We start from the raw sequence: 24997 nt of genomic DNA on the forward strand, positions 1-24997 counted from the left end.
CTCACTTGAAACGGATGGTCGGGTTGATCACCGCGTACATCACGTCGACGATCAGGTTGATGATGATGAATTCGAGCGAGAACAACAGCACCTCGGCCTGGATGATCGGATAGTCGCGCATCGACACCGCATCGATCAGCAGGCGCCCGAGGCCCGGCCAATTGAACACCACTTCGACGACGATCGAGCCGCCCAGCAGAAAGCCGAACTGCAGGCCCATCATCGTGACGACGGGAATCAGCGCGTTGCGCAGGCAGTGCTTGACGATTACGAGCCGCTCGGGCACGCCCTTCGCACGCGCGGTGCGCACGAAGTCCTCGTGCAGCACTTCGACGAACGAGGCCCGCGTGAAGCGCGCCATCACGGCCGCGACCGCCGCGCCGAGCGTCAGCGACGGCAGCACGTAGCTGCGCCACGAACCGTCGCCGACGATCGGCAGCCAGCCGAGCTGCACCGAGAAAATTTCCATCAGCAGCATGCCGAGCGCGAACGCCGGAAACGAAATGCCCGATACCGCGAGCGTCATGCCCAGCCGATCCGGCCAGCGGTTGCGCCACACCGCCGAGGCGATGCCGATCGCCATGCCGATCACGACCGCCCACACCATGCTCGCGATCGTCAGCCACAGCGTCGGGAAGAAGCGTTCCGCGATCTCCTGGCTCACCGGCCGCTTGCTGCGCGTCGAAACACCGAAGTCGCCGTGCGCGATGCGCCAGAAGAAGCGGACGAACTGCTGCGGCATCGGCTTGTCGAGGCCGAGGTCGGCGCGCACCAGCGCGACGGTCGCTTCGTCCGCTTCGGGACCGGCGGCGAGCCGCGCCGGATCGCCCGGCAGCAGATGCACGAACAGGAACACCAGCACGGCGACGATGAAGAGCGTCGGCAGCAGGCCTAGCAGACGTTTGACGAGGAAGTTCAGCATGAAACCAGTCCGGCAAATGAGCGGCGAATGTGCGGCAAACGAGGCGGGCCACGACGAAACGTGTGCCGCCTCGTCAGCTCATCACTTGATCGCGATCTCGTCGAAGTTGAACGAGCCGTCCGGCGCGACGTAAGCGCCCGACAGACGCTTGCTGCGCGCATACACGACCTTCTCCTTGACGAGGAAGATCCACGGCGCGTCGGCCCAGATGCGCTTCTGCGCGTCGGCGTACAGCGCGGCCTTCTGCGTGCGGTCGGTGGTTTCGAGCGCCTGTTTCAGATCGTTGTCCACCGCGTCGCTCTTGTAGTACGACGTGTTGACCATCTTCGGCGGCATCGAGTAGCCCGCGAGCAGCGGGCTGATCGCCCAGTCCGCCTCACCGGTCGACGACGACCAGCCGGCGTAGTACATACGCACCGGCGCGGTCGCCGGGTCCTGCGCGCTTTCGACCTTGGCGACGCGCTGACCCGCTTCGAGCGCCTCGACGCTCGCCTTGATGCCGACCTGCGCGAGTTGCTGCTGCACGAACTGGATCACCTTCTGCGCGGTCGAGTAGTTATACGCGGACCACAGCGTCGTTTCGAAACCGTTCGGATAGCCCGCTTCCTTCAGAAGTGCGCGCGCCTTCGCCGGATCGTACGGCCAGGGTCCGAGCTTGACCGCATAGTCGACGCCCTCCGGCACCACGCCGTCGGCCGGCGTCGCGTAACCGGCGAACGCGACCTTCGTCAGCGCTTCCTTGTTGACCGCGTAGTTCAGCGCCTCACGCACCTTCGGGTTATCGAACGGCTTCTGGTTCATGTTCATGCTGATGTAGCGCTCGATGATCGACGGCGCCGCGATCAGATCGACCTTCGGGCTCGACTGCAGTTGCGCGGCCTGCTCGAACGGCACCTGGAACGCGAAGTCCGCCTCGCCGGTGCGCATCAGCGCGGCGCGCGTGTTGTTGTCGACGACCGGCTTCCAGTCGATCGCGTCGATCTTCGGATAGCCCTTCTTCCAGTAGCCGCCGAACTTCTTCACGGTCAGGTCGCCGGCCGGGTCCCACTTCACGAGTTCGAACGGACCCGTGCCCACCGGATGAAACGCGATGTCCTTGCCGTACTTCTTGAGTGCATCCGGCGAGATCATCACCGCCGACGGATGCGCGAGCACGTTGACGAATGCCGAGAACGGCGCCTTCAGCGTGACGCGCACCGTGTACGGATCGACCACTTCGGTCTTCTCGATGCGGCTGAACATGTTGTAGCGCTTCAGTTTGTTGGCCGGATCGGTCACGCGATCGAAGTTCGCCTTCACGGCGGCCGCGTTGAAGTCGGTGCCGTCCTGGAACTTCACGCCGTGGCGCAGCTTGATCGTATAGACGCGCGCGTCGGGGCTCGCCTCATAGCTGTCGGCCAGCACGTTGACGAGCTTCATGTCCTTGTCGAAGCCGAACAGCCCCTGGTAGAACGACTTCGCGACCGCCTGCGACAGCGTGTCGTTCGCGTCGTACGGATCGAGCGTCGTGAAGGTCGACGCGACGGCCATCACGGCCGTGGTTTCGGCGTGCGCCAGATTGCCCGCAAGCATCGCGAACACCACCGCGCCGCCGCTGACGAGCGCGCGCAAACGAAACGGAGAGGACGGGAACAGCAGGTTCATGAGATTGCTCCAGGCTGCGAGTTAATGGTGTGACCGGGTCTTTATGGTTGGCTCGTGCTTCAGTTGGTTTGTGCCGCGGTTGCTCGTGCTGCAGTTTTGCTTCAGGTCTTTCCGCTTCAACGCGATGCGGCGCTTCGCTCAATACGCGCCGCCGACGCGATGCTGTGCGACGAAGTGATCCGGTCCCACCGCGACGAGCGGCGCGACCACCGGCTCGTCGTGCAGCGCGCGGATCGGGCTCGGAATATCGTCGGCGGCAAGCAGGCGTTTCGCGTGACGGCGCGCAGGATCGGCGACCGGCACCGCGCTCATCAGCTTCTTCGTGTACGGATGCTGCGGCGCCTCGAACACCGCGCGACGCGGACCGATCTCGACGATCTGGCCGAGATACATCACCGCGACGCGATGACTGACGCGCTCGACCACGGCCATGTCGTGCGAAATGAACAGATATGCGACGCCGAGTTCGCGCTGCAGATCGAGCATCAGATTGACGATCTGCGCCTGCACCGAGACGTCGAGCGCGGACACCGATTCGTCGGCGATCACGACTTTCGGATTCAACGCGAGCGCGCGGGCAATCGCGATACGCTGACGCTGCCCGCCCGAAAACTCATGCGGATAGCGACGTGCGGCCTCGGCCGGCAAGCCGACTTTCTCGAGCAGCCACGCGACGCGCGCCTGCGCTTCGGCACCCTGCGCGACGCCGTGCACGAGCAGCGGCTCCATGATCGAGAAGCCGACGGTCAAGCGCGGATTCAACGACGCGAACGGGTCCTGGAAAATAAACTGGATATCGCGGCGCAGCGCCTGCAACGCGGGCCCGCTCAGCGAGCTGATTTCCTTGCCAGCGAATTCGATCGAGCCGCTCTGACTTTCGACGAGCCGCAGCAGCGAGCGGCCCGTGGTCGACTTGCCGCAGCCCGACTCGCCGACCAGTGCGAGCGTCTCGCCGGGCCGCAAATCGAAGCTGACTTTTTCGACCGCATGCACGCGGCCCGTCATGCGGCCGAACAGGCCGCTGCGAACCGGAAAGCGCGTGACCAGATCGCGCACGCGCAGAATCGGCGGCGTGTCGTCGCGCACCGGCGGCTGCGCTTCTTCGGCGACGGCGGCGTCTGGCTGCACCGCGGCATCGGCGCCGTTCGCGCCGGCTTGCTCGACGGTCAGGATCGGGAAGCGCGCGGGCCGATCGGTGCCGTGCATCGAGCCGAGCCGAGGCACCGCCGCGAGCAGCGCCTTCGTGTACGGATGCGACGGCGCGGCGAAGAGCGCGTCCGATGCGCCTTCCTCCACCTTCTCGCCGCGATACATCACGAGGACCCGGTCGGCCACTTCGGCGACCACGCCCATGTCGTGCGTGATGAAGATCACGCCCATGTTCATCTCATCCTGCAAGCCGCGGATCAGTTGCAGGATCTGCGCCTGAATCGTCACGTCGAGCGCGGTGGTCGGCTCGTCGGCGATCAAGAGCGCGGGCTTGCACGACAATGCCATCGCGATCATCACGCGCTGGCGCATGCCGCCCGACAGCTGATGCGGGTAGCGCGCGGCGACGCGCCTCGCCTCCGGAATCCGCACGAGTTCGAGCAGACGCAAGGTTTCGGCGCGCGCGGCCTCGCGGCTCTTGCCCTGGTGCAGCGCGATCGCCTCGCTGATCTGGTCGCCGACCGTGAAGACCGGATTGAGCGAGGTCATCGGCTCCTGGAAGATCATCGCGATGTCGGCGCCACGCACCGTGCGCATCGTGCCCGAAGACGTCTTCGCGAGATCGAGCACACTGCCGTCGCGCCGCCGGAACGCGATGCTGCCGCCGGCAAGTCGCCCGCCGCCGTGCTCGATCAGCCGCATCAGCGCCAGCGACGTGACCGACTTCCCGGAACCCGATTCGCCGACGATCGCGAGCGTCTCGCCGCGCTCGACCGTAAAGGACAGATTGCGGACCGCGTTGAACGTCGAGTCGCCGCGGCGGAACGCGACCGTCAGATCCTCGACCGCGAGCACGCGCTGCGGCGGCAGGGTTTCGATGAGCGGGCTGGCGGTATGCGAGGAAGTCGGCACGGTGATTCCTTTGCTTTGAATTCGAACGCGGTTAGCGATAGATCGCCGTCACCGGCGCTTCGCCCAACCGTGCGAAACCGCGGTACATGCCTTCGGTGTTGAACGGCAGCGTGACGTTGCCATGCACGTCGACGGCGACAAGTCCGCCGCGTCCGTCGATCTTCGGCAAGCGGTTCATCACGACGTCGTGCGCGGCCTGTTCGAGCGACACCTGGCGATAGGCCATCTGCGCGGCGACGTCGTAGGCGGCGACCATGCGCATGAACATTTCGCCGGAGCCGGTGGTCGATACCGCGCAGGTCGCGTCGTCGGCGTAGCAGCCGGCGCCGATCAGCGGCGTGTCGCCGACACGGCCCACCTGCTTGTTGGTCACGCCGCCCGTCGAGGTCGCGGCGGCGAGATGCCCATGACGGTCGAGCGCGACCGCGCCGACGGTGCCGAACTTGCGGTTCGGATCGATCGGCTCGTGCGGCATCGGGTCGCCGTTGCGTGAAGCCGCGGACGCGAGCGTCGCGGCGTCGTGATCGAGCATCGGACGCTGCTGCTCGCGTGCGAGTTGCCATTGGCGATAGCGCGCGTCGGTATTGAAGTAGCTGTTATCGACGAACTCGAGCCCCTGCGCGGCCGCGAACGCTTCCGCGCCTTCGCCGGTGAACAGCACGTGGTCGCTGCGCTCGAGCACGCGGCGCGCGGCGAGAATCGGATTGCGCACGCGCTTCACGCAGCAGATCGCGCCCGCGTCGAGCGTGCGGCCGTCCATGATCGCGGCGTCGAGCTCGTGCGTGCCGGCCGCGGTGTAGACCGCCCCGTGACCCGCGTTGAAGAGCGCGCAGTCTTCAAGCAGCCGCACCGCTTCACTGACCGCGTCGAGCGCGCTGCCGCCGTCGGCGAGCACGCGCTGGCCGGCGCTCAGCACCGCGTTGAGCGCCGCGTGATATTCGGCTTCGGCGCTGGCCGACATCGACGTGCGCAGGATCGTCCCTGCCCCGCCGTGAATGGCAATGACTGCGTTGGAGTTCATCGTTTGGATTGTGGAGTGCGGTTGGTTCGGGGAGTGCGGACTGCCGGGATGGCTTTTGCTTCGGTATCCGTTGCTTCGATGCCCTTGGCCTGGCCGCCGTCGGGCTTTGCGCGCGCGGCTTTGCTCGCGGCGCGCGCCGGTTCCTGCGCGGCGCCGGCCGCGCCGGACTGCGGATCGAACAGCCACGGCAGCACGAACTCGCTGACCTCGGCGGCCGCCTTGACGGAGCGTTGCGCGCGATAAGCGACCGCGTCGCACAACGCCTCGATGACCGCGAGCACGGCCGAATCGGCATTCGACGCGAGGCGCCGGTCGGTACGGACATACAGCGCCAGGTCCGCGAACCGCACGAGCGGCGAGCGCGGACCGTCGGTGAGCGCAAGCACGCGCGCACCGCGTTCGGACGCCCGGCGAGCAAGCTCGATCGTGTCTTCGACATAGCGCGGAAAGGCGATGCCGATCACGAGATCGCCCGCACCGGAACGCACGAGGTGCCGCGCCGCATGCGACGGCCCGCCGCTCAGCGCAAGCGAATGCACGTTCTCGTGATACGGCAGCAGGCCGTGCTCCATCAGGCTCGCGAGAAACGCGCTGGCGCCGAAGCCGATCACGAATACGCGGCGCGCGGCGATGATCGCATCGACGGCGGCATCGGCGGTCGCGCGATCGATCGAGGTACGCGTTGCGTGCAGATTGTCGGCGGCCTGCTCGAGCGACGCGTCGATCAGGTCGTCACCGGCCGCGAGCGTTTCCTGCGCGTTGCGCAACCGCTCGACCGGCGCGAGCGTCGCCTCGAAGCCGCGCACGAGCGCCTCGCGAAACTGCGGATAACCGTCGAAGCCGAGCGCGCGCGCAAAACGATTCGCGCTCGCCACCGACGCGCCGACCACGCTCGCAAGTTCGTCGATACGCATCGTCGCCGCGCGGAACAGATTGGCGAGCACGTACTCGCCCATGCGCTGGTGGATCGGCGTGAGCGTCGGCATCGCGGCGCTGATGCGCGCGGCAATCGCCTGCTCGGCGGAGTTCGACACAGCGGACGGGTGATGGATCATGCGAGCGGACAGGCGCGGTTGGGCTAGGTGGATTCGATGAAAACATATTTACATGAAACCCGCGCCGAAAAAAATTCATTTTCATACTTTGAGGGTTTTCACCGACCGAAGCCCGTCGGATAAAGGTATTCGGCATCCGCGACATGCTGCGCCACGATGAAAATGAATTTTCATCGGGGCGCCTGGAAGGCTTCAGCGCGCGCTTGGCGCCGCGCTCTGCTCGGGAATGTCGGTCAGCCGCGTCACCGGCGACATCACGATGATCAACGCCTGCACGAGAAACGCAAACGCCGCCGCAACCAGACACACGTCGATGCTCCAGCGCGCGCTGAGCGCAGCGCCCAGCAGCGCGCCCACCGGCCGCGCGCCATAGGTCGCCGTGCTGATCAGCGCGGACACCCGGCCGATCATTCGTTCGGGCGTGATCGCCTGACGCAGTGTGGTCGAGGCGACGACCCACAGAATCGGTCCCACGCCGAGCAGGAAGAAACTCGCGAGAGCGAGCCAAAAGGATGGCGCGACGAGCGTCGCGACCATCGCGAGCGACGCGAGCAGCCCGCACGACGGCCCGATGATCAGCAGACGGCCGAACGCCATACGCTGCGCGACCGCGGGCGCCGCGAGCGCACCGCACACCATGCCGACGCCGTACGCGCCGAGCGTCACGCCGACCGCCGACGCGTCGAGCCCGAGCCGATGCACCGCGTACGGCACATAGACCGCCTGCAGGATGAAGAAGCCGAGGTTGAAGAACACGGCGGTCAGCAGGATCGGCAGCAGCAGCGGATCACGCAGCACGAAGCGGGTGCCGTCGCGCAGCTCCAGCATGAAGTGCCGCCGCGGCGCGGCCGCGCGCGGCGGCTCGCGCAATCCCGCCAGCAACGCGACCGCGAGCGCCGACGATCCCGCCGCGGCGCCATACGCCCAGCCCGCGCCGATCCAGCCGACCAGCACGCCGCCCAGCGCCGGCCCCGCCGAATACGCGACGCTGCGCGCGAGTTCGAGCCGGCCGTTCGCGCTCGCATAGGCTTCGCGCGGCACGATCGACGGCACCAGCGAAGGCGCCGCGACGTTGTAGGCAACCGTGCCCGTCGCCGCGACGAAGCCGAGCGCGGCGAGCAGCGGCAGGTTCAGCGCATGCGTGAGCACCAGCAGCAGCACGCACAGCATCGCGCAGACCCGCACGCTCTCGGCGAGCGTCATCAGCACGCGGCGCGAGCGGCGGTCGGCCCAGACGCCGAGCGGCATCGACAGCAACAGGAACGGCAGCGTCTGCGCGGTTTGCAGCAGACCGGTATCGCGCGCGTTCGCGCCGAGCGCGAACACCGCGACGAGCGGCGCGGCGGCGAGGCTGATCTGTTCGGCCGATTGCGCGCACAGGTTCGACCAGGCGAGGCGCTGGAAGGCGCGGGGCAGCCGTTGCGCGTTGGACGGCGAAGACGACGAAGACGTGGTGGCGGACATCGATGCACTCCGGAGTTGTGACGTGAAGCATTCATCGTCGGCGCTTGGGGCCTGCGGGGCGCTCCGGTTCTTGCGGTGTTATTCTTCGCTCGCCATGAATCTCGAAAGCATCCTCTTTACTCAAGGTTTCGGTTCGCGCCGCCAGTGCCGCGCGCTGATCGGCGACGGCCGCGTCGGCATCGACGGCGCCATCTGCACCGATGCCGACGCCGATTTCGCCGTTGATAGCGGCGCGTTGCGCTTTAGCGTCGACGGCGTCGAGTGGCCGTATCGCGAGCACGCGTATCTGCTGCTGAACAAGCCGGTCGGCTACGAATGCTCGCGCGATCCGCAGCATCATCTGAGCGTGTTCAGCCTGCTGCCGCCGCAGTTCGCGGAGCGCGGCGTGCAGTGCGTCGGTCGCCTCGATCAGGACACCACGGGCCTGCTGCTGCTCTCCGACGACGGCAAGTTCGTGCATCAGTTCACGTCGCCGAAACGCAAGGTGCCGAAGCTCTACGTCGCGACCACGCGCCATCCGCTCGATGACGCGCAGCTCGCCGCGCTGCGCGACGGCGTACTGCTGCACGGCGAGACCAGACCGAGCGCCGCGCTCGACGCACAGGCGCGCGACACCCACACGCTCGCGCTCACCGTGCTCGAAGGCAAATACCACCAGGTCAAGCGGATGATCGCGGCCTCGGGCAACCGCTGCGAGGCGCTGCATCGCGAGCGGATCGGCGGCCTCGCGCTGCCCGCGACGCTCGCGCCCGGCGCATGGCAATGGCTCGACGAAGCGGGCCTCGCCGCGCTGCGGGCCGGGTAAACGACTAGCGCGCGGTGAGCGCCTTCTAAGCCCTTGATGCGCCGGAGAAAGCCCGCGCGCATTGTGGTGCACCGCACATAGGCCGCTGCGTTGCAGCATGCCGTTGCTTACATGTCGCCCTATACTCGTCTAAACAAACGACTACAAAGGTTTCAAGGAGGGGCGCCATGAATATCGACGGCACGATGGCGTTTTCGCGCGCGATGATCGCGTTTATCTGCTTCGCGCTGCTGCTGGTCGGTGGATTGCTGGTCATCATGCGGCGGCGGCACCAGTACCACCCGAACCTGATCGGCGCGTTGATCGGCGGCATGCTGTGCTTCCTGTTGCTGGAAGTGCTGCCTACGCTGACCTGATGCCGGTTGGACCGCGGCTCTTTGCGCGGTGCATTGATGCGGTGCGGCGCAGGTGCTATTTCTGCGGGGCCAGGTGGCCTCGCGAGGCGGCATTTTTGTTTCCGTGGCTGGCCTAGCCGCCCTTGCCCTTCCCCTTCGCTTCGCGCAAGAAATCGTCGACGCTCGGATAGCGCAGACGTACTCCCAATTCCTCCTTCAGACGCCGGTTCACAAGGCGGCGCGACTCGCGCATGAACGACCGCAGCATCGGATCGATCTGCCGCTCCGCCTGCTCGCGCGTGATGCGCGGCGCTCGCGCGAGCCCGAAGGCGTCGGCGACCGCGTCGAAATACTCGCCCATCTTCAGCGACGAATCGTCGGACGCGTGCAGCGCACGCGCGGGCCGGCCATGCGTGGCGAGACGCACGAGAATGGCGGCGAGGTCGTCGGCGTGGATGTGATTCGTGTAGACGTCGTCGGCATCGACGAGCGCCGGCGTGCCTCTTTCGAGCCGCGCGAGCGGCAGGCGGTTGGCCGCATAGATGCCCGGAATCCGCGCGATGCTCGCGGCGACGCTGCCGCGCGCGGTCGCGCGCCGCAACTGCCGCTCGGCCGACACGCGACGTTTGGCGCGCGCATTCGCGGGCCGCATCGCGCGTGTTTCGTCGATCCACGCGCCGCCGCAATCGCCGTAGACGCCCGTCGTGCTTGCGTAAACGATGCGCACCGGTGCCCGCGAAGCGCCGGTCTGGCACACCCCGTCGGGTACAATAGCGGGTGTTTCAGCGTCCAGACCTGAAGCGCGCGCGCGGCGCAGCCGCGCGATCGGCGCGACCGACGGCCTCGCCGCGCTAGCGTTCATGCGGCCCGCTGCACCTAGCGTCGCAAGCAGCGCGCGAGTGCGCCGGTCGTCGTCGCCGGACTTCTGCGGTGGCGCGAGATGCAGCACCGTCGGCGCGAGGCGCGCGAGCCGTTTGAGGCTGCGGCGCGCGTCCAGATCGCCGACGAGCGGCGTTACACCCGCGGCGCGCAACTCGTCGCAGCGCGCGGCGTGGCTGGTCAATGCGAAGACATGCGCGCGCGGCCGCAACAGAGGCACGCAGCGCATGCCGACGTCGCCGCATCCTACGATCAGCACGCGCGGCCGGCGGAAATTTCGTGTCGCTTTCATGGTGGGCGCATTGTAGCGGTCACACGCAACAGGTACCGCGCGGTTGATCCGGCGGGTCCGATTTCGATTCCGTTTTTTCGATTCCGAACACTTTATGGCATTTAACGTCACGCTCCGGCAAACCGGCCGGCAGTTTCAGGTAGAACAGGACGAACCGGTGCTCTCCGCAGCCCTGCGGCAAGGCATCGGCCTGCCGTACGGCTGCAAGAACGGCGCGTGCGGTTCGTGCAAGGGCACGGTCGTGAGCGGCGAGGTCGAACAGCGCGCGCACTCGTCGTCGGCGCTTTCGAACGACGAAAAGACCCGCGGCATGGCGCTCCTGTGCTGCGCGACCGCGTGCTCCGATCTCGAAGTCGACATCCGCGAAGTGGCCGGCGTCGGCGACGTGCAGGTCAAAAAGCTGCCGTGTCGCGTGAACGCGATCGAGCGCAAGGCCGACGACGTGATCGTCGTGAAGCTGCAACTGCCCGCGAACGAGCGCCTGCAATATCTGGCCGGCCAGTACCTCGAATTCATCCTGAAGGACGGCAAGCGCCGCAGCTATTCGATGGCGAATGCGCCGCACGTCGAAGGCCCGATCGAGCTGCACATCCGCCATATGCCCGGCGGTGCGTTCACCGATCACGTGTTCAGCACGATGAAGGAGCGCGACATCCTGCGCTTTGAAGCGCCGCTCGGCACGTTCTTCCTGCGCGAAGATTCGGACAAGCCGATCGTGCTGCTCGCATCGGGCACCGGCTTCGCGCCTCTGAAGGCGATCGTCGAGCATGCGGTGTTCAAGAACATCACGCGCCCCATGACGCTCTACTGGGGCGCGCGCCGCAAGAAAGACCTCTATCTGCTCGAACTCGCCGAACAATGGGCGCGCGAGATTCCGAACTTCAAGTTCGTGCCGGTGCTCTCCGAGCCCGATGCGGGCGACGCATGGACGGGCCGCACGGGCTTCGTGCATCGCGCGGTGATCGAGGATCTGCCCGATCTGTCGGCCTACCAGGTGTACGCATGCGGCGCGCCGGTGATGGTCGAATCGGCGCTGCGCGACTTCACGCAGCATCACCAGCTGCCGGAAGACGAGTTCTACGCGGACTCGTTCACGAGCGCGGCCGATCTCGCGAACGCGGTCTGATTGCACGCCGGCAATTTCGCCCCGATGCAGCACCAGTGCAAATTCATGGTTTACACCGGTGCTTTTCTTATCGTATTCTTTCGCGCATGAACCGCCTCCAGTCCGAACTCCGACGTCGCCGCTCGCCGCTCCCCTAGGGACGCCGCTGGCTTCGTCACGGACTCGCGCCACACACCAACCTGGGCGCAAGCTGTTCGAATCATGAAAGCCACGGCATGCCGTGGCTTTTCTGTTTTTCCGGCCGCCGTTTTTATTGGCCAAACCGTCACCATTTCTTCACCCTGCTCTTACCCTTTGCCTGGAGCCTGCCGACATGAATTTCAATGAGTATCCAATCGATTCGCTGATGTACATCACGAACCGGCCCGAAATCGTTTTCACGCACGGCAAAGGCTCGTGGATTTACGACAACAACGGCAAGCGCTACCTGGATTTCATTCAGGGCTGGGCAGTCAACAGCCTCGGCCACTGCAACGACGGCATGATCGAAGCGCTGAACAGCCAGGCCAAGCTGCTGATCAACCCGTCGCCGGCGTTCTACAACGAGCCGATGGCGAAGCTCGCGGGTCTGCTCACGCAGCACAGCTGCTTCGACAAGGTGTTCTTCGCGAACAGCGGCGCCGAGGCGAACGAAGGCGCGATCAAGCTCGCGCGCAAGTGGGGCAAGAAGTTCAAGGACGGCGCGTTCGAGATCATCACGTTCGACCACAGCTTCCACGGCCGCACGCTCGCGACGATGTCGGCCAGCGGCAAGCCGGGCTGGGACACGATCTACGCACCGCAGGTGCCGGGCTTCCCGAAGGCGGACCTGAACGACATCGCGTCGGTGGAAAAGCTGATCAACGCGAAGACCGTCGCGGTGATGCTCGAGCCGATCCAGGGCGAAGGCGGCGTGATCCCTGCAACCCGCGAATTCATGAAGCAACTGCGCGAGCTGACGAAGAAGCACAACATTCTGTTGATCGTCGATGAAGTGCAAAGCGGCTGCGGTCGCGCCGGCACGCTGTTCGCGTATCAGCTGTCGGGCATCGAGCCGGACATCATGACGCTCGGCAAGGGCATCGGCGGCGGCGTGCCGCTCGCGGCGCTGCTGTCGAAGGCGGAAATCGCCGTGTTCGAAGCGGGCGATCAGGGTGGCACCTACAACGGCAATCCGCTGATGACCGCGGTCGGCTACTCGGTGATCTCGCAGCTGACGGCGCCGGGCTTCCTCGAAGGCGTGCGCTCGCGCGGCGAATATCTGCGCACGAAGCTGCTCGAGCTGTCCGAGGAACGCGGCTTCAAGGGCGAGCGCGGCGAGGGTCTGCTGCGCGCGCTGCTGCTCGGCAAGGACATCGGCAACCAGATCGTCGAGAAGGCGCGCGAAATGCAGCCCGACGGCGTGCTGCTGAACGCCGCGCGTCCGAACCTGCTGCGTTTCATGCCGGCGCTGAACGTGACGACCGAAGAGATCGACCAGATGCTGGCGATGCTGCGCTCGGTTCTCGACTCGCTGTAGTCAGCCACGGAGCGCACCGATGACGACGAACACGACGCTGTCGATCCGCCGCTTCGACGCGAGCGATACCGAAGCGGTGATCGCGCTATGGCAGCAGGTGTTTCCCGAATATCGCGACGTGACGCGACCGCAGCGCAATCCGCGCCTGTCGATCGCGAACAAGCTCGCGACGCAACCGGAGCTGTTCTTCGTCGCGGTGCTCGATGGCCGCATCGTCGGCACCGTGATGGGCGGCTATGACGGACACCGCGGCTGGCTGTATTCGCTTGCGGTCGACGCATCGCTGCGACGTCATGGCATCGGCACGCGGCTCGTCGCGCACGTCGAGAGCGAGCTGACGAAGCTTGGTTGTCCGAAGCTGAACTTGCAGGTATTGTCGTCGGCGTCGGCTGAAGTGCGCGCGTTCTACGATGCGCTCGGCTATCGCGCCGATGCGGTGATCAGCCTCGGCAAGCGGCTCGGCCAATACGCGGACGCAGCCCCGGCGGGTTGATTCGCGTCGTACACCTGATTAAAGAAGGCCGCATGCGCTGGTTCGCGCATGCGGCCTTTTTCATGGTTCTCTCACGTGCGGCGCACATATCGGCGGATTCGGACAAATAGCAGATGGCGGGCAGACGAATTGCCTAGAATCGTTTACGCAAGAGACGACGCCGGGCTGAATGAGACGTTCGCGGCGGTTCGCGACGCTCCCCGCGGCGGCTCATGCATCCGAGTCCCAACGCGTTTGAATCCTAAGGGGAATCTTCATGGCGACTTATGTGGTGCTCCTGCAATTCACGGATCAGGGGATCCGCGCGATCAAGAACACAGCGCAGCGAGCCGGGCAGACGGCGGAGATGGCGAAAACTTTTGGCTGCGAGATGAAGCAGATCTACTGGACCTTGGGGGAATACGACATTGTCTCGGTCGTCGAAGCGGCAGACGAGCAGAGCTTCCTCGCCTTCGGCTTCGCGCTCGGCTCGGCCGGCAATGTCCGCTCGCAAACACTGCGTGCGTTCACCAAGGACGAAATCAGTGCGGTTATCGGGAAACTCCCATAATTCACGCACGGGTCAGCAAGAAAAAACGCGCCGCACGACGTTGCATCGTGAGGCGCGTTGCAAGCCGGAGGTGTGCGCAAAAACCGCACACGTCCAACTCATCAGCTACTTATTCACCGACTCGTTCACCCACTCATTCACCCAGGTAAGCGGCCCGAACCTTCGGATCGTCGAGCATCTGTTTCGCGTCGCCCGACATCGTGATCAGACCGGAGTCCATCACGTAGCCGCGATTGGCCGCCTGCAGAGCGAGACGCGCGTTCTGCTCGACGAGCAGCACCGTCATACCTTCAGCGGAAATCGAGCGCACCACTTCGAAGATCTTCTCGACCATGATCGGCGACAGACCCATCGACGGTTCGTCGAGCAGCAGCAGTTTCGGACGCGAGATGATCGCGCGCGCCATCGCGAGCATCTGCTGCTCACCGCCCGACAGCGTGCCCGCGTATTGCGAGGCGCGCTCCTTCAGACGCGGGAAGAAGCCGAACATGCGCTCGACGTCCGACTTGATACCGTCGGCATCGTTGCGCAGATACGCGCCCATCTGCATGTTCTCGACGATCGACATACGCGCGAAGATGCCGCGACCTTCCGGCACCATCGCGAGACCGCGCTTGAGCAGCTCGTGCGCGGGCAGGCCTTTGATCGACTGGCCCATGTACTCGATGTCGCCGGCCGCGTACGCCTTGAGGCCGGTGATCGCCTTCATCGTCGTGGTCTTGCCCGCGCCGTTCGCGCCGATCAGCGTGACGAGTTCGCCCTGCCCGACTTCGAGGTCAACACCCTTTACCGCCTGGATGCCACCGTAGTTGACCTGCAGGCCCTTGATTTTCAACATTGCTTGCGTCGTGGACATCAGTGGACCCCCGCACCCAGATAAGCTTCGATCACCTTCGCATCCTTCTGCACGTCCTGCGGCAGACCCTGTGCGATCACCTTGCCGTAGTCGAGCACCGTCATCTGGTTGCACAGGCCCATCACGAGCTTCACGTCGTGTTCGATCAGCAGAATCGTCTTGCCGTCTGCGCGGATCTTGTCGAGCAGCTTGGTCAGCTCGACCTTTTCGGTGGCGTTCATGCCGGCCGCCGGTTCGTCGAGCGCGAGCAGCTTCGGATCGGTCGCCAGCGCACGCGCGATCTCCAGACGACGCTGGTGGCCATACGACAGGTTGCGCGACGTGTAGTCCGCGTACTGCGTGATGCCGACGTAGTCGAGCAGTTCGAGCGCGCGCTCCTTGATCTCGCGCTCTTCCTGGCGTTCGGCCGGGGTCTGGAATACCGCGCCGAGCAGACCGTGTTTGGTGCGCACATGACGGCCGACCATCACGTTTTCGAGCGCGGTCATGCCGCCGAACAGGCGAATGTTCTGGAACGTGCGCGCAATGCCCGCCTTCGCGACCTGATAGACCGCGGTCGGCGTGTAGTTCTCGCCGTCGAGCTTGAACTCGCCCGAATCCGGCGTGTACAGACCCGTGATCACGTTGAAGAAGGTCGTCTTGCCGGCGCCGTTCGGGCCGATCAGACCGTAGATTTCACCCGCGCGGATCTGCAGGCCGACCTCGGAAAGCGCCTGCAAACCGCCGAAGCGCTTGTTGACGCCCTTCACCGACAGACGGATTGCCGCGTTGTTGCTTACGTTATCGCTCATGTCTTTTTCTCCACCGGACCTTATGCGCGCACCGGCTTCTTGCCGCTACGCTTCGCCAGCTTCGCAATCTTGTCTTCGTGCTTCGGCGCGGGCCACAGGCCTTCCGAGCGATACAGCATGATCACGACCATCGCCAGACCGTACAGCAGCTGACGGATCACTTCGGTATCGACGACTTCATGTCCGAAGATCATGTTCTGCAGCGGACCCATCGTGGAACGCAGGAACTCGGGGAACACCGCGAGCAGCACCGCGCCGAGAATCACGCCGGGGATGTGGCCCATGCCGCCGAGCACCACACAGGCGAGCACCACGACCGATTCCCAGAACGTGAACGATTCCGGCGACACGAAGCCCTGGAACGCACCGAACATTGCGCCCGACAAGCCGCCGAACGACGCGCCCATCGCGAATGCGAGCAGCTTCACGTTGCGGGTGTTGATGCCCATCGCCTTGGCGGCAATTTCATCTTCGCGGATCGCGGCCCACGCGCGGCCGATACGCGAATGCTGCAGACGCGTACACGTCCAGATTACGAACAGCGCGCACAGCACGAACAGGTAGTAGTAGAGGTACACCGCCGGGAACTGCATGCCGAACAGCGAGTGCGACTGCGCGAAGCTGAAGCCGCCGATCTGCACCGGAGCGATCCCGGTGATCCCCTTCGGCCCATTGGTGATATTCACCGGACGGTCGAGGTTGTTCATGAAGATCCGCACGATTTCCCCGAAGCCGAGGGTCACGATCGCCAGGTAGTCGCCGCGCAGACGCAGCGTCGGCGCGCCGAGCAGAATCCCGAACATCGCGGCCAGCGACATCGCGATCGGCACGATGATCCAGATCGGCACGTTCAAACCGTGCGGCGCGAGCGCCGCGATCCATTCGAATTGCGTCGACAGGTGCGGCGAACTCAGCAGCGCGGCCGTGTAGGCACCGATCGCGTAGAACGCGATGTAGCCCAAGTCGAGCAGGCCGGCAAAGCCCACCACCACGTTCAGGCCCAGCGCGAGCATCACGTACAGCATCGCGAAGTCGAGCACGCGGACCCAGTAGTTGCCGCCCGCCGCGCCGATGATCATCGGCGCGGCGATCACGAAGATCGTCGTAAGGATGCCGATGGTCAGCGTCTTCGTGCGGTTCTTTTCGGGGATGAGCGTTGTGGACGGCTCGATCGGTTGAATTGAGGTCATGATTGTTGACTCCTTGTGGCCCGGGATCAGGCGCGATCCGCGACACGTTCGCCGAGCAGACCCGACGGACGGAACACGAGCACGACGATCAGCACGATGAACGCGAACACGTCCTGGTAGTTACTACCGAACACGCCGCCCGTGAGGTTGCCGATATAGCCGGCGCCCAACTGCTCGATCAGGCCGAGCAGCACGCCGCCGACCATCGCGCCGCCGAGATTGCCGATACCGCCGAGCACCGCCGCGGTAAAGGCCTTCAGGCCAGGGATGAAGCCCATGTAGAAGTGCGCGTTGCCGTATTCGGACGCGATCATCACGCCGGCGAGCGCCGCGAGCGCCGAGCCGATCATGAAGGTCGCCGAAATCACGAAGTTCGGGCTCACACCCATCAGGCTCGCGACGTTCGGATTCTCGGCGATCGCGCGCATCGCGCGGCCGAGCCTGGTCTTATGCACGAGCAGCAGCAGGCCGCCCATCACGATGAACGCCACCACGATGATCACGATTTCGGTCATCGAGATCACGGCGCCGGGCGTCGTGTCGGTGGCCTTGATCACGTTGATCGGGTCAGTGGGCAACAGCTGCGGGAACGGCAGCGGATTGCGCGACCAGATCATCATCGCGAGCGTCTGCAGCAGAATCGACACACCGATCGCGGTGATTAGCGGCGCAAGACGCGGTGCGCGGCGCAACGGCCGGTAGGCCACGCGCTCGATCGTGTAGCCTACCACCGCGCAGACTGCGGCCGCGATGAGCAGCGCGATGACCAGCGTCAGCACGTTGCCGAGGCCGGGGAAGTGGTTCTGCAGCACACCTATGGCGGAGAGCGCAACCATCGCGCCCACCATCAACACATCGCCGTGAGCGAAGTTGATGATGCCCAGAATGCCGTAAACCATCGTGTAGCCCAGTGCGATGATGGCGTAGACACTGCCAAGCACCAGTCCATTCAGGATCTGCTGGATGAAGATATCCATTTATTGCTCCTTAGCCCGTGCGACTGGATTCGCGTATTTCATCTGCCGGTGGGCGGTGATGCACTACGAATCTCAACGGCACTGCGGGTACTGATGTAAAAGACCGGTAAGGGTTATCCGCTGCCGGCTTGCCCTGACGACCGTGATGCGGTCGCGAGCTCCCCTTGGGCGGATGCAAAAACGGCACCGTTGGATGGTGTCGGTGCCGTCAGGCCGAACTTCCCGTCATCACATCTTTACGACGTCGAGCACTGCTTTCTTGCCGTCCTTGAAGTCGTAAAGTGTAATGGCGCCCTCTTTCAAATCACCCTTGTCGTCGAACGCGATGTGGCCGATTACCCCGTTGTAATCGGTCGAAGGCATCGCAGCCAGCACCTTGGGCGCCTCGATCGAATTAGCGCGCTTCATTGCATCGACGATCACGTACACAGCGTCATACGTGAACGGCGCGTAAATCTGCACCGGCGTGTGGAAGCGGTCCTCGTACTTCTTTTCGAAGTCCGCTCCATTGGTCATTTTCGAAAGCGCGAGTCCTGCTTCCGAACAGACCAGGTTTTGCACGGCGGTACCCGCCAGCTCACCTACCTTGTCGGTACACACACCGTCGCCGCCAAGGATTTTTGCCCTGATACCGAGCGCCGCCGCCTGCTTCGTAAACGGCCCGCCCGTCGCGTCCATGCCGCCGAACATAATCGCGTCCGGCTGAACACTCTTGATCTTCGTGAGAATGGCCCGGAAATCTGTGGCCTTGTCGTTCGTCGCCTCCCGCGCGACGATCTTCGCGCCGCTCGCCTCGGCGGTCTTCGCGAATTCGTCCGCGAGACCTTTGCCGTAGGCGGTCGCATCGTCCACGATCGCGATGCGTTTGGCGCCCAGCGCCTTCATCGCGTAATTGGCGAGCGCCGGACCCTGCTGCGCGTCGGTCGCGACCACTCGATAAGTCGTCTTGAACCCCTGCTGGGTATACGCCGGATTGGTAGACGACGGCGAGATTTGCACGATGCTCGCGTCGCTATAGATCTTCGAAGCCGGAATCGAGACCCCGGAGTTCAGGTGCCCGATCACCGCGACCACGTGATCGTCCACCAGCTTCTGCGCGACGGCGGTGCCCGTTTTCGGGTCCGCCGCATCGTCCTGCGCGTCGAGTTGCAGCTGGATCTTGCGACCGTCGATCGTCAGACCCTGCGCATTGATTTGCTCGACCGCGAGGCGCGCCCCATTTTCGTTGTCCTTGCCCAGGTGCGCGATGCCGCCCGTCAACGGGGCCGCGTGACCAATCTTTACGATAGTCGCTTCGCTCGCGGCGGCAACCGCAGCGGACGAAGCCGCCGATGCGCCCGCTCCCGCTTCGCCATCCTGTTTCTTGCCGCACGCGGTCAGCATCGCAACCGCGGCCGCGATGGACACGGCGTAAGCAAATTTGACTCGCATCAAGTAAGGTCTCCTGCGCCTTGCAAAATCCACTGTCCAGGACCTCAAGGCCTTGAGAACGCGCGCATTGTAACTCCAATTATGCGGGTGGCAATATTGTTGAACCGGTGGGGTTTTCCTGCATTGCAACCTGATATTGAAAGCAAAATCCGCGGAAAAGAGCAACCCGGTTGCGATCCGTTTACGTGCATCAGTTGCACCGTCGCGGAACCCGATGGCATCAAGTGTTGCGGCCCCTCGGCCTGAATGCCGGCCAGGCCGGGGCTTGCGTCGGATATGTCCTTTTATCCCACGCGCGGCAAGAGCACCAATTCAGTGCATGATTAATTCGTCTTAAGCGCTTTGCCTAGGTTAAAACGGGGGCGCATCGCTCGAAAATCAATAAAACACCCGATCACAATTCAAAATAGTTTGTGCGCGAGAGCACTGAAACGTGCGAATTCGTTCGATCCGGCACCTAATTTTCTCAGTGACGCCACAGACTTGCGCCATAAAAAAAGCGCGCCCGAGGGCGCGCTTTCCTTTCAGCGATGCTAACGGATTGTCAGGCTGGCAGACCGAGCCCGCGCGGCAGCGGAAACGCGATGTTTTCCTCGATGCCTTCGAGCGCGCGCACGTTGCGCACACCCAGTTCACGCAGACGCGCGATCACTGCCTGGGCGAGCACCTCGGGCGCCGACGCACCGGCGGTCACACCGATGCGGCGCTTGCCCTCCACCCAGACCGGATCGATCTGATCGGGCGAATCGACCATGTAGGCCGGTACGCCGAGCTTCTCGGCGAGCTCGCGCAAGCGGTTCGAATTCGAGCTATTCGGACTGCCGACGACGATCACGACGTCGCACTTCGGCGCCATGAACTTCACGGCGTCCTGGCGATTCTGCGTGGCGTAGCAGATGTCCTGCTTCTTCGGCTCACGGATGGACGGATACTTGGCCTTCAGCGCGCCGATGATTTCGGCGGCATCGTCGACCGACAGCGTGGTTTGGGTGACGAACGCGATCCGCTCGGGATCGGCGAGCTGCAGCGCCCGCACGTCTTCGATGTCCTCGACCAGATGCATGCCCTCGGCCGCTTGACCCATCGTGCCTTCCACTTCCGGGTGGCCCTTGTGGCCGATCATCACGATGTCGAAACCGTCCTGGCGCATCTTGGCGACTTCGATATGCACCTTGGTCACGAGCGGACAGGTCGCGTCGTACACCCGCAGCCCGCGTGACTCCGCCTCCGAACGCACGGCTTTCGACACGCCATGCGCGCTGAAGATCACCGTGTTGCCAGCCGGCACTTCCTCCAGGTTCTCGATGAAGATCGCACCCTTCTTGCGCAGGTCTTCGACCACATAGGCGTTATGGACGATTTCGTGACGCACGTAGATCGGTGAGCCATACAGCTTGATGGCCCGCTCGACGATCTCGATCGCCCGGTCGACGCCGGCGCAGAAACCGCGTGGCTGGGCCAGCAGGATCTCCGCTTCGGCAAGAGTCGTATCCGTGATGCTCATGTTTACAAAATCCCGATGATTTTCACTTCAAACGCCAGCGCCTGGCCGGCAAGCGGGTGATTGAAATCGAACAGGGCGGACGTTTCGCCGACTTCCTTCAGCACGCCGGCGTAGCGCCCGCCGCCCGGCGCGTTGAATTCGACCAGGTCACCCGGGGAAAAATCCTCGCCGATCACGCTGTTCTCCCGCAGCGTGGCGAGGGACACGCGCTGGATCAGATCCGGATTGCGTGGGCCGAACGCCTGACCCGGCGCTAGCTGAAAGGTCGAATGGTGGCCCACCTTCAAACCCAGCAAAATATCTTCCAGCGGCGGCGCCAGTTGACCTGCACCGAGCAGCAACGTGGCCGGCTTGTCGTTGAACGTGTTGATCACTTCGGCGCCATCGGCAAGGGAAAGCCGGTAATGCAGCGTGACGTGTGAACCGGGTTTCACCTCGGAAATATCGATGATGCTCATGCAATGCTCGCTCAGTCGAAGCGCGCTGCACGCGTGCGCCGCGGGCGCAGTCGACGCGTGTGGCAAACCGTCGGGGTGCCGTGCGCAAAGCGTCTATTGTAAGCCACCTAGCGGGCGCCGGCTTGAGTCCGTCGCGCGTGAGGGTGGCACGGCACTCCGGCGCGTTGCGCCGCGTGTGCGCCGTCAACCTTACGCGGAGGACTCTATATATATGGCTGATTTCGCCAGCACAATCGACGAAACACCCGCGGCAAAACTGCGACCGAAGCCGCGCCCACGCGCCACGGGCGGCGCGAAAGCCGCCTCCAATCGGTCGGCCAGGACTCCCTCAGAAACCGCCGACTCGGCGGTCCGCAGCCGGCGGCAACTGTTCCGGGGCAAATGGCTCCGGCGCGACATGCCACGCGAGCGACTGATCGACCAGGGCCCCGACGTGCTGTCCGACACCGAAATGATCGCGCTCGTGCTCGGCTCCGGCCTGCCCGGTCACGACGTGTTCAGCGTCGCACGGACGCTGCTCGATCGCTTCGGCTCACTGCGCGCGATGCTCGACGCGACTTATCAGGATTTCGATGGCATTCGCGGCATTGGCCCGGCAAAAAAGGCGCAATTGCTCGCGATCATGGAAATGGCGCGCCGCTCCCTCGTGGACAAGATGCGCAAGCGCCAGCTGATGAATTCGCCCGAAGCGGTCGAAAGTTATCTGCGCCTTCTGATCGGCGGACAGCCGCAGGAGGTGTTCGTGTCGCTGTTTCTCGACGCGCGGCATCGGCTGATCCGCTGCGAGGAAAGCGCGCGCGGCTCGCTCACGCGGATGGCGGTGTATCCACGCGAGATCGTGCGGCGGGCGCTCGCCGCGAACGCGGCCAGCCTGATCGTTGCGCACAATCATCCGTCCGGCGCCGTCGAGCCGAGCGCGAGCGACTGCCGCCTCACGCAGACACTGCGCGACGCGCTCGCGCTCGTCGATGTGCAACTGATCGATCATCTGGTGATCGGGGCGGACAGCGTATACTCGTTCGCCCGCGCCGGCTGGCCGGAGCTCGCACGCAAGCCCGCTGGAGCGCGGGAAGCGGAAGGGCCACCTCACGGCGCCGTGCCCCGCGTCGCAAATAAGGTTTGATTTTGCGGCTTTTTTTCTGCTAGAATTCCGGTTTGCCTATTTCCAACCCCCTGTTCCGAAGCCATCAAGGCGTTCCGCAAAGGTCAGGCGGCTGTGGTAGCGAAGTGCCTCGATGCAAATTCGGCGCAAGTTCGCACACTCTCAGCGCGGCTCTTTTCGGGAAACTTTCACGGCGTTCGAACTCAGAATTAGCGTATTAGGAGTGCTCTCATGGCACGCGTATGCCAAGTAACTGGGAAAGCGCCGATGAGCGGCAACAACGTTTCCCACGCGAATAACAAGACCAAGCGCCGGTTCCTGCCGAACCTGCAAAGCCGCCGTATCTGGGTGGAAAGCGAAAACCGTTGGGTGCGTCTGCGTATTTCGAACGCCGGCCTGCGCCTGATCGACAAGAACGGTATCGACGCTGTGCTCGCAGACCTGCGCGCACGCGGTGAAGCCTAAGGAGTAAATCATGGCGAAAGGCGCACGCGACAAGATCAAGCTGGAATCGACCGCAGGCACGGGTCACTTCTACACGACCACGAAGAACAAACGCAACATGCCGGAAAAGATGCTGATCAAGAAATTTGATCCGGTCATCCGCAAGCACGTTGACTACAAGGAAACCAAGATCAAGTAATCTTGGCTCTCCAGCCTGACGAAGGCAAAAACATGAAAAGCCTCGCATCCGTGCGAGGCTTTTTTGTTTTTGGGCGGGCTTCGCGATAGCGCAGCAATGCGCGCGCAAATCGCCCTATTCCGTTCGGCCTGCTTTCGCTAGTGCGTCGTGGCGCGTATCCTTTGTCGTTTTCGCGGCGTGCGGTTCGCACGCCGTCATCGCAAAATGAAAGACGGAGATGTGGGTAATGGAATTCGATGTGGCGATTGTCGGTAGCGGTCTGGCTGGTTTGAGCGTCGCGCTCAACCTCGCGCAGACACGGCGCGTTGCTGTGATCGCCAAGCGATCGCTGACCGAGGGCGCGAGCGACTGGGCGCAAGGCGGTATCGCCGCGGTGCTGGATTCCGCGGACAGCGTCGAAAATCACGTGCGCGACACGCTGATCGCGGGTGGCGGTCTGTGCGACGAGGCTGCGACGCGCTTTATCGTCGAGCATGGGCGCGCCGCGATCGAATGGCTGATCGAACAGGGCGTGCCATTCACGAAAGACGACGCCGCCGAGCTGGGCTTTCATCTGACGCGCGAAGGCGGCCATAGCCATCGCCGGATCATTCACGCGGCCGACGCGACCGGCCATGCGGTCGTCGCAACGCTCAGCGAGCAGGTGCGCCATCATCCGAACATCACGCTGTTCGAAGATCATCACGCGATCGATCTGATCACGTCCGAACGCCTCGGCTTGCCCGGCCGGCGCTGCCATGGTCTGTATGCGCTCGATCTGCAAAGCGGCCGCACCGTTACGATCGAAGCGCCGCATACGGTGCTCGCGACCGGCGGCGCGGGCAAGGTGTACCTGTACACGACCAACCCCGACACCGCGACCGGCGACGGCATCGCGATGGCATGGCGCGCCGGCTGTCGCGTGGCGAACATGGAATTCATCCAGTTCCACCCGACGTGCCTGTTTCACCCGTACGCGAAGTCGTTCCTGATTTCGGAAGCAGTGCGCGGCGAAGGCGGCATTCTGAAGCTGCCCGACGGCACACGCTTCATGCCCAATCACGACGAGCGTGCGGAGCTTGCGCCGCGCGATATCGTCGCGCGGGCGATCGACTTTGAGATCAAGAAACGCGGCATCGACTGCGTGTACCTCGACATCAGCCACCAGCCGGCCGCGTTCCTGCACGAGCATTTCCCGACGATCCTCGCCCGCTGCCTCGAGTTCGGCATCGACATCACGAAAGAGCCGATTCCGGTGGTGCCGGCCGCGCATTACACGTGCGGCGGCGTCGTCACCGATCTGGCGGGGCGCACTGACCTCGCGGGTCTCTACGCGGTCGGCGAAACGTCCTGCACCGGCCTGCACGGCGCGAACCGGCTGGCCAGCAATTCGTTGCTCGAATGCCTCGTGATCGGCCGCGCCGCTGCCGAGGCGATCGAAGCGGAAGGCTTCGCCGCCGCCGTGCACGCGCCGCTGCCGGCGTGGGACGAAAGCCGCGTGTCCGATCCGGACGAGGAAGTGGTGGTCGCGCACAACTGGGACGAACTGCGCCGGCTGATGTGGAACTACGTCGGCATCGTGCGCACCGACAAGCGGCTCGAGCGCGCGAAGCACCGGCTCGCGCTGTTGCGCGACGAAATCCACGAGTACTACGCGAACTTCAAGGTAAGCCGCGATCTGCTGGAGCTGCGCAATCTGGTCGACGTGGCGTCCCTGATCGTGGACGGCGCGCGCTCGCGGCGCGAAAGCCGCGGCCTGCATTTCAGTCGCGACTGGCCGGCCACATTGCCCAAGGCGCTGCCGACGGTGCTCACGCCAAAGTATGTCCGAAGGCCGAATGCCTGATGGCATCGCGCCGGAGCATACGCTGAAACGGCGCCGCAAATAACAAGGCCATTGCCGGCAAACTCCGGCAATGGT

The 24997-nt window shown here is 64.3% G+C and carries 24 protein-coding genes; 10 read left to right on the top strand and 14 right to left on the bottom strand.

All coding sequences use genetic code 11. The annotated features are described in order from the left end of the window. Position 1: 1 nt before the first annotated feature. From gsiC to AB3X95_RS07225, 6 genes are all read right to left on the bottom strand, one after another. Complete coding sequence (gene gsiC / locus AB3X95_RS07200; protein WP_368620991.1) at positions 2-922, bottom strand: glutathione ABC transporter permease GsiC; 921 nt, start codon at positions 920-922, stop codon at positions 2-4. A gap of 81 nt (positions 923-1003) precedes the next feature. Continuing rightward, positions 1004-2566: a glutathione ABC transporter substrate-binding protein GsiB gene (gene gsiB, locus AB3X95_RS07205; protein WP_368620992.1), complete on the bottom strand. Its 1563-nt coding sequence runs from the start codon at positions 2564-2566 to the stop codon at positions 1004-1006. Between the two features lie 138 nt (positions 2567-2704). Then, positions 2705-4627: a dipeptide ABC transporter ATP-binding protein gene (locus AB3X95_RS07210; RefSeq protein WP_184226370.1), complete on the bottom strand. Its 1923-nt coding sequence runs from the start codon at positions 4625-4627 to the stop codon at positions 2705-2707. A gap of 31 nt (positions 4628-4658) precedes the next feature. Then, positions 4659-5648 (bottom strand): isoaspartyl peptidase/L-asparaginase family protein, encoded by a 990-nt coding sequence (locus AB3X95_RS07215; protein ID WP_368620993.1) that lies wholly within the window; start codon positions 5646-5648, stop codon positions 4659-4661. Continuing rightward, a complete protein-coding gene (locus AB3X95_RS07220) occupies positions 5645-6703 on the bottom strand; it encodes a MurR/RpiR family transcriptional regulator (RefSeq protein WP_368620994.1) in 1059 nt (352 codons plus the stop codon). Before AB3X95_RS07220 ends, AB3X95_RS07215 begins: the two co-directional genes overlap by 4 nt. Before the next feature lie 192 nt (positions 6704-6895). Then, positions 6896-8167 (bottom strand): MFS transporter, encoded by a 1272-nt coding sequence (locus AB3X95_RS07225; RefSeq protein ID WP_184226372.1) that lies wholly within the window; start codon positions 8165-8167, stop codon positions 6896-6898. Positions 8168-8261: 94 nt separating this feature from the next. Between AB3X95_RS07225 and AB3X95_RS07230 the strand changes: the two genes are divergently transcribed. Next, a complete protein-coding gene (locus AB3X95_RS07230) occupies positions 8262-8972 on the top strand; it encodes a pseudouridine synthase (protein WP_184226373.1) in 711 nt (236 codons plus the stop codon). A gap of 167 nt (positions 8973-9139) precedes the next feature. After that, positions 9140-9328, top strand: coding sequence for a hypothetical protein (locus AB3X95_RS07235; RefSeq protein ID WP_176124444.1), 189 nt, complete (start codon positions 9140-9142; stop codon positions 9326-9328). Positions 9329-9440: 112 nt separating this feature from the next. Here AB3X95_RS07235 and AB3X95_RS07240 read toward each other — a convergent pair whose 3' ends face one another. Further along, a complete protein-coding gene (locus AB3X95_RS07240; protein ID WP_368620995.1) occupies positions 9441-10478 on the bottom strand; it encodes an NAD-dependent epimerase/dehydratase family protein in 1038 nt (345 codons plus the stop codon). Positions 10479-10572: 94 nt separating this feature from the next. On the opposite strand from AB3X95_RS07240, the gene AB3X95_RS07245 reads away from it, so the two are divergent. From AB3X95_RS07245 to AB3X95_RS07260, 4 genes are all read left to right on the top strand, one after another. Next, positions 10573-11604 carry a CDP-6-deoxy-delta-3,4-glucoseen reductase gene (locus AB3X95_RS07245; protein ID WP_176124446.1) on the top strand — a complete coding sequence of 344 codons (1032 nt, stop codon included), beginning with the start codon at positions 10573-10575 and terminating at the stop codon, positions 11602-11604. A gap of 313 nt (positions 11605-11917) precedes the next feature. Then, complete coding sequence (locus AB3X95_RS07250) at positions 11918-13102, top strand: acetylornithine transaminase (protein WP_176124447.1); 1185 nt, start codon at positions 11918-11920, stop codon at positions 13100-13102. A gap of 19 nt (positions 13103-13121) precedes the next feature. Beyond that, on the top strand, positions 13122-13595 hold the full coding sequence (locus AB3X95_RS07255; protein WP_176124448.1) for a GNAT family acetyltransferase: 474 nt from the start codon (positions 13122-13124) through the stop codon (positions 13593-13595). Between the two features lie 256 nt (positions 13596-13851). After that, complete coding sequence (locus AB3X95_RS07260; RefSeq protein ID WP_176105256.1) at positions 13852-14145, top strand: GYD domain-containing protein; 294 nt, start codon at positions 13852-13854, stop codon at positions 14143-14145. Positions 14146-14278: 133 nt separating this feature from the next. On the opposite strand, the gene AB3X95_RS07265 is transcribed toward AB3X95_RS07260, so the two are convergent. The 7 genes from AB3X95_RS07265 to AB3X95_RS07295 all read right to left on the bottom strand — a co-directional run bounded on the left by AB3X95_RS07265 (position 14279) and on the right by AB3X95_RS07295 (position 21352). Next, positions 14279-15001: an ABC transporter ATP-binding protein gene (locus AB3X95_RS07265; RefSeq protein ID WP_176105255.1), complete on the bottom strand. Its 723-nt coding sequence runs from the start codon at positions 14999-15001 to the stop codon at positions 14279-14281. Then, positions 15001-15792: an ABC transporter ATP-binding protein gene (locus tag AB3X95_RS07270; RefSeq protein ID WP_027198609.1), complete on the bottom strand. Its 792-nt coding sequence runs from the start codon at positions 15790-15792 to the stop codon at positions 15001-15003. The genes AB3X95_RS07265 and AB3X95_RS07270 overlap by 1 nt, the downstream gene beginning before the upstream one ends. A 20-nt stretch (positions 15793-15812) precedes the next feature. Further along, complete coding sequence (locus AB3X95_RS07275; RefSeq protein WP_176105254.1) at positions 15813-16982, bottom strand: ABC transporter ATP-binding protein; 1170 nt, start codon at positions 16980-16982, stop codon at positions 15813-15815. 26 nt (positions 16983-17008) lie between these two features. Beyond that, positions 17009-17959: a branched-chain amino acid ABC transporter permease gene (locus tag AB3X95_RS07280; RefSeq protein ID WP_176105253.1), complete on the bottom strand. Its 951-nt coding sequence runs from the start codon at positions 17957-17959 to the stop codon at positions 17009-17011. Between the two features lie 228 nt (positions 17960-18187). Continuing rightward, positions 18188-19390 carry a branched-chain amino acid ABC transporter substrate-binding protein gene (locus AB3X95_RS07285; protein WP_368620996.1) on the bottom strand — a complete coding sequence of 401 codons (1203 nt, stop codon included), beginning with the start codon at positions 19388-19390 and terminating at the stop codon, positions 18188-18190. A 544-nt stretch (positions 19391-19934) separates the two neighbouring features. Continuing rightward, positions 19935-20894, bottom strand: a complete 960-nt coding sequence (gene ispH / locus AB3X95_RS07290; protein WP_176121669.1) for a 4-hydroxy-3-methylbut-2-enyl diphosphate reductase — start codon at positions 20892-20894, stop codon at positions 19935-19937. 2 nt (positions 20895-20896) lie between these two features. Next, positions 20897-21352, bottom strand: coding sequence for a peptidylprolyl isomerase (locus tag AB3X95_RS07295; RefSeq protein WP_008919553.1), 456 nt, complete (start codon positions 21350-21352; stop codon positions 20897-20899). A 211-nt stretch (positions 21353-21563) separates the two neighbouring features. Here AB3X95_RS07295 and radC point away from each other — a divergent pair, with 211 nt between their 5' ends. The 4 genes from radC (at position 21564) to nadB (ending at position 24922) form a co-directional block, all read left to right on the top strand. Beyond that, positions 21564-22475, top strand: coding sequence for a DNA repair protein RadC (gene radC, locus AB3X95_RS07300; protein ID WP_368620997.1), 912 nt, complete (start codon positions 21564-21566; stop codon positions 22473-22475). A gap of 210 nt (positions 22476-22685) precedes the next feature. Then, complete coding sequence (gene rpmB, locus AB3X95_RS07305) at positions 22686-22919, top strand: 50S ribosomal protein L28 (RefSeq protein ID WP_006050117.1); 234 nt, start codon at positions 22686-22688, stop codon at positions 22917-22919. Positions 22920-22929: 10 nt separating this feature from the next. Further along, positions 22930-23097 carry a 50S ribosomal protein L33 gene (gene rpmG / locus AB3X95_RS07310; protein WP_008919555.1) on the top strand — a complete coding sequence of 56 codons (168 nt, stop codon included), beginning with the start codon at positions 22930-22932 and terminating at the stop codon, positions 23095-23097. Positions 23098-23323: 226 nt separating this feature from the next. Continuing rightward, complete coding sequence (gene nadB, locus AB3X95_RS07315; RefSeq protein ID WP_176121670.1) at positions 23324-24922, top strand: L-aspartate oxidase; 1599 nt, start codon at positions 23324-23326, stop codon at positions 24920-24922. Positions 24923-24997 lie beyond the last annotated feature (75 nt).

The organism is Paraburkholderia sp. BR13444, assembly GCF_040948755.1.
Taxonomy (GTDB): domain Bacteria; phylum Pseudomonadota; class Gammaproteobacteria; order Burkholderiales; family Burkholderiaceae; genus Paraburkholderia; species Paraburkholderia youngii.